The sequence below is a fragment of the Geobacillus thermopakistaniensis genome, from assembly GCF_000498995.1.
Lineage (GTDB): Bacteria > Bacillota > Bacilli > Bacillales > Anoxybacillaceae > Geobacillus > Geobacillus thermoleovorans.
In genome coordinates this window covers 1-5,042 of record NZ_AYSF01000106.1, presented here as the reverse complement: position 1 = coordinate 5,042, position 5,042 = coordinate 1, and the positions used below count along the sequence as shown (strand labels likewise).

Annotated in this window: 2 protein-coding genes and 2 pseudogenes; 1 reads left to right on the top strand and 3 read right to left on the bottom strand. The window is 55.1% G+C overall.

Annotation, left to right across the window (positions count from 1 at the left end):
* Positions 1-193: 193 nt before the first annotated feature.
* Positions 194-1,531: pseudogene (locus T260_RS122520) on the bottom strand (DNA topoisomerase); the annotation flags it as partial.
* A 12-nt stretch (positions 1,532-1,543) separates the two neighbouring features.
* Positions 1,544-2,434, bottom strand: a complete 891-nt coding sequence (locus T260_RS122525; RefSeq protein WP_023634583.1) for an aldo/keto reductase — start codon at positions 2,432-2,434, stop codon at positions 1,544-1,546.
* A gap of 93 nt (positions 2,435-2,527) precedes the next feature.
* On the opposite strand from T260_RS122525, the gene pepF reads away from it, so the two are divergent.
* Complete coding sequence (gene pepF, locus T260_RS122530; RefSeq protein ID WP_023634582.1) at positions 2,528-4,384, top strand: oligoendopeptidase F; 1,857 nt, start codon at positions 2,528-2,530, stop codon at positions 4,382-4,384.
* Positions 4,385-4,528: 144 nt separating this feature from the next.
* On the opposite strand, the pseudogene T260_RS122535 reads toward pepF, so the two are convergent.
* Positions 4,529-5,042: pseudogene (locus T260_RS122535) on the bottom strand (nicotinate phosphoribosyltransferase); the annotation flags it as partial.

Sequence of the window (5,042 nt, the reverse complement as noted above, 5' to 3'; positions counted from 1 at the left end):
CCGATCTTGGGAGACACGTTTATTATTTCGGCCGCCGGAGACGATGGACAATGAATCGCGACAGACCGAAATAATAAACGTGTCTCCCATGACAATATGGACAGTGGGTGTCCCCGGTCGGGGGATTCTGAGGACACAGCATATCATCGTGTCTTGAAAAAACGAACTTAATTTATTAAAAGTCAGCCGAAAAGACCGCGCGCCATCCTTCCTCGACGACCTGCCTTCCTTTCGAAACGAAGCGAGCCCGACCGTCAACGAGCGTCGTGACGGTCGTATAATCGATGACCGCCGCCTGGTGGTGGGCGGCAATCAAGCGGCGGACGACCAAATCATACACCTTCCGCTCGTCGTCCGACAGCTTCTCCGGGGCAACAACTTGTTCAGTCGGGATGATCGCGTAGTGGTCGGTGACTTTTTTCTCGTTTACATAACGTTTATTCTGTAAAATCGACGGCTGCGGCAGCGGAAAATACGGCGCGTACGCTGGAAACGATGACAACTTTTGCAAAATGGCAGGGAACGTTTCCGCTTCCCCTTTCGTCACATGCATCGAATCGGAACGCGGGTACGAAACGATCCCTTTTTGGTAGAGCGATTGCAGCACATCAAGCGTCTTTTTCGGCGAGAAGCGGTACAGCTTGTTCGCTGTCGCCTGCAGCGTCGATAAGTTGAACAACAGGGGCGGCTGATACGTTTTCCGCTCCGTGCGGACGTCGGCGACTTCCGCTCGTTTTCCTTGGCAAAAGGCAGCGATCTTTTTCGCCATCTCCTCGTCCTTGAGACGCGTTTGGCCGTTTTCATCCGTCCATTTTCCTTCATAGCGCTTATCGCCGATGACAAACGAAGCGACGACTTCCCAAAACGATTCAGGGCGGAACTGCTCAATTTCCCGTTCACGCCGGACGATCAGCGCCAATGTCGGCGTCTGCACGCGTCCGACGGAAAACACATCATTCATCCCGCGCTCTTTCAGCAAGAGGCTGTACACGCGCGAGGCGTTCATGCCGACGAGCCAATCAGCGCAGGCGCGGGCGTACGCTTCCTCATAGAGCGGGCGCGTCGTCTGCTCATCAAGCAAACGGCGGAACCCTTCCTCAATCGCCTTCGGGGTCAAGGATGACAGCCAAAGCCGCTTGATCGGCTTGTTGACGCCGCTCATGCGGATGATGTTGCGCACAATGAGCTCCCCTTCGCGCCCCGCGTCGCCGGCATGGATGATTTCCGTCACTTCCGGCTTTCGCAACAGTTCCTTGACCACTTGAAACTGTTTCGCCTTCGCTTTTTCGATCTCATACTCGAACCGTTCCGGGATGATCGGCAACGTGTTGAGCGTCCACCGTTTCCACTCGGGGCGGTACCGCTCAGGAGCTGCGAGCTGGAACAAATGCCCGATCGCCCATGTCATATACGCCCCGTTGGGAAACAAGTCATTCGGCAAAATTTCGATATAGCCTTGCCGTTTTTTCGTCCGAAAAATCGAGGCGAGCGTCGCCCCTTGGTCCGGCTTTTCCGCGATAATGACTTTCATCGTCCTTTCCCCTTACGGCACATCATGCCCCATGGAGCTTTGCAAAATGGCGAACCATTGCTCGCGGGAAAGCGACAAAGACAGCGCCCGCACCGCCCGCTCGATGCGTTCTTGTTTCCCCGAGCCGACAATCGGCATCATCCGCGCTGGATGAACGAGGAGCCACGCGTACAGCACTTCGTCGATCGTCTCAGCGCCCACCTCACCCCGCACTTGTTCAAGCGTCCCGCGCAGCCGCACCGCCCGGTCATCGTCAGCGGAAAAAATCGCTCCACCGGCGAGCGGCGACCATACCATTGGCGGAACGCGCTTCTCAAGGCAAAGGTCAACGGTGCCGTCTTCAAGATTTTCCAACCGATACGCCGATACTTCGATTTGGTTGGTCACGAGCGGAAACGGCAAATACGACTGAAGCATTTCCCACTGCGAACGTTTAAAGTTCGAGACGCCGAAATAGCGCACTTTTCCGTCCTGTTTCAGCTGGCAAAACGCCTCGGCCACCTCTTCTGGATTCATGAACGGATCCGGACGGTGAATGAGCAAGACATCGATATAATCCGTGCGGAAATTGGCGAGCGACTGCTCGACCGAGGCGATGATATGGGTTTTGCTTGTATCATATAATTTCATCCCGTATTTTGGCGGCCGCTTGATGCCGCATTTCGTCACAATCTCGATCTGACCGCGCAAGCTTGGCTTTAACGCCAGCGCTTCGCCAAAGCGCGATTCACACGTGTAGTCGCCGTAAATATCAGCATGGTCAAACGTCGTAATGCCGCGCTCAAGACAAAATTCAATGAGCCCGAGCAGCTGCTCGCGCGAATAGCCCCAGTCCGCAAGCCGACAACAGCCGTGAATGAGGCGGGAAAAAGTCAAATCGTCCGCTAAACGGATTCGTTCCATTGATCGTCTCCCTTTCTTTTTTTGGTTTTGGCTAAAATCGTTCCGCTTGCGCATACTACCAACAAGAGGAAAAAACGGAAAGGACGTGATGATATGAAGCGCTGGCTTCTTGGGCTCGCCGCCGTGCTTCTTTTGGCCTCCCCATGGCCGACATCAGCCGCCGAAACTGCATACGAATGGAATGTGGCCGACATTTACCCATCCGAACACGAATGGATGCGCGACTACAAGGCGGTGAAAAACGCCTTGCCGAAACTGGCGGCGTTTGAAGGGAAGCTTGACGATGCGAAGACGATCGCCAAACTGTTCGCCCTAAACGAACAAACGGCCCGCAAGCTCGAAAAACTGTCGCTTTACGCCCATTTAAAACGCGATATCAACATTGAAGATGAAACGGCGGCCCGGCTCGGGGCAAAAGTGGAAGCGCTCGCCGCCCAATATGCGGCGAAAACAGCGTTTATCGAGCCGGAACTGCTCGCCCTCCCAGAGCGGACGCTCAGGAAGCTCCAAAAAAGCAAACCGCTGAAAGCGTACCGCTATTACTTCCATGAGTTGCGTGAGCAAAAGCCGCATACGCTCACGAAACGCGAAGAACAGCTGCTCGCGAAACTATCGCCGGCGCTCGGCGAAGCGGAGAACATTTATGACCACGCCGCCCGCGGCGATTACGAGCCGCCATCTGTCAAGATGCCGAACGGAAAGACAGTGACATTGACCGATGACCAATACGCCGCCATGCTCGAGCACCCGGACCGCCGCTATCGAAAGGCGGCGTTTGAAGCGAAAGCCAAAAGTTATGAAGCCATGGAACAAACCGCAGCCGCGACGCTGTATGCCTCGGTCAAAGCGGATGAATTGTATGCGAACGTGCGCCGCTATCCATCCGGCCTTGCCGCCGCGCTGGCCGCCGATGACGTACCAAAGGAAGTGTTCGATCACTTGATCGCCGCCACTCGCCGCCACTTGCCGGCGCTTCACCGCTATGTCGAACTGCGGCGGCGCGCGCTCGGGCTTGACCGCGTCCATAGCTATGACTTGTACGTGCCGCTCGTCGGCGAAACAATGAAACCGATTCCGGTCGAAACGGCGAAGACGCTCATAGTGGAAGGACTCAAGCCGCTCGGCGCCGACTATATCAAACAGGTGCACCGAGCGTTTCAAGAACGATGGCTTGATGTCTTCCCGCGCCCGAAAAAATATACCGGCGGCTACAACACGGGAGCGTATGACACCCATCCGTTCATCTTGCTCAATTACAACGGTTCGCTCGACAGCGTATTGACGATGGCTCACGAGCTTGGGCACGCCATGCATTCCGTATACACGAACCGCGCGCAGCCGTACCATTATTCCGGTCATTCGATTTTCACCGCCGAAGTCGCCTCGACCGCGAACGAATGGCTCATGCTCGATTATTTGTACAAACAGGCGAAAACAAAAGAAGAAAAACTCCGCCTGCTCATCGAACAAATCGAGCAAATCCGCGGCACGTTGTACACGCAAGTGATGTATTCCGAATTTGAACGGATGATTCATGACAAAGTGCGCCAAGGCGGCAGTCTGACAGCGGACGAACTGAACCATCTTTGGCTTGGCCTGCTCAAAACGTATTACGGCCCGGCGTACGCCGCCGATCCCGGCGCCGCGCGCGGCTGGCTGCGCATCCCGCATTTTTATGACGCCTTTTATGTATACAAATATGCCACTTCGCTCGCGGCGTCGTACACCATTGTGAGCGACATCCAAACCGATACAAGCGGCAAGGCGGTGAAGCGGTACAAACAATTTTTGCGCTCCGGCGCATCCGATGATCCGATCCGTCTGCTCAAGCGAGCCGGAGTGGATATGACAAGCCCCGAACCGATCGAGCGGGTCTTAGGTCATTTCGCCGAACTCGTTGACGAACTCGATCGACAGCTGCCAAGCCAAAACCGTCAGCGGTCTACATGAAAGAGGTGTCCCGCGCCGTTCGGGACACCTTTGTTATTGCGGCGGAAAAAAGAATATCGCTTTGCGCTGCAACGCGCCGGACCGGTTAAGGCGGTCGATCGCGCGCAAAGCGACACCATGCGCTTGCCCCGCAGCCAAGGCGGTTTATTCACTTAAAGATGCACCTGCAATTTTTTCTTTCACCTTGCGGATGTTTTCCATCTTATTGTCCCAGCACGCTTGGCTCAAATCGACGGGATATTGCTCGGGATTGAGCGTCCGTTTGTACTCCTCCCAAAACAAGCGCAAGCTTTCTTTCGCATACGCTTGAATGTCCGGAAGCGGGGGCGACGTATACACGAGCCGGCCGTTGTCGAAGATCGTCACATGCAAATCACGCGCTTCGAAATTGGTGACGAATTTGCTGATGAACGTGTACACCGGATGGAACATTTTCAGCCGCTCTTCTTGCTGCGGGTTTTCGCTCTCTAAGGCGATGTAGTCGCCTTCCGCTTTATGGTTGATTTTGTTGACGATGCGGTACACCCGCTTCAGCCCCGGCGTCGTCACTTTCTCTGGATTGCCGCTGATTTTGATTGTATCGACCATCTCACCGCGTTCGTTTTCAATCGCCACCATTTTGTACACGGCGCCGAGCGCTGGCTGATCGTACGCCGTA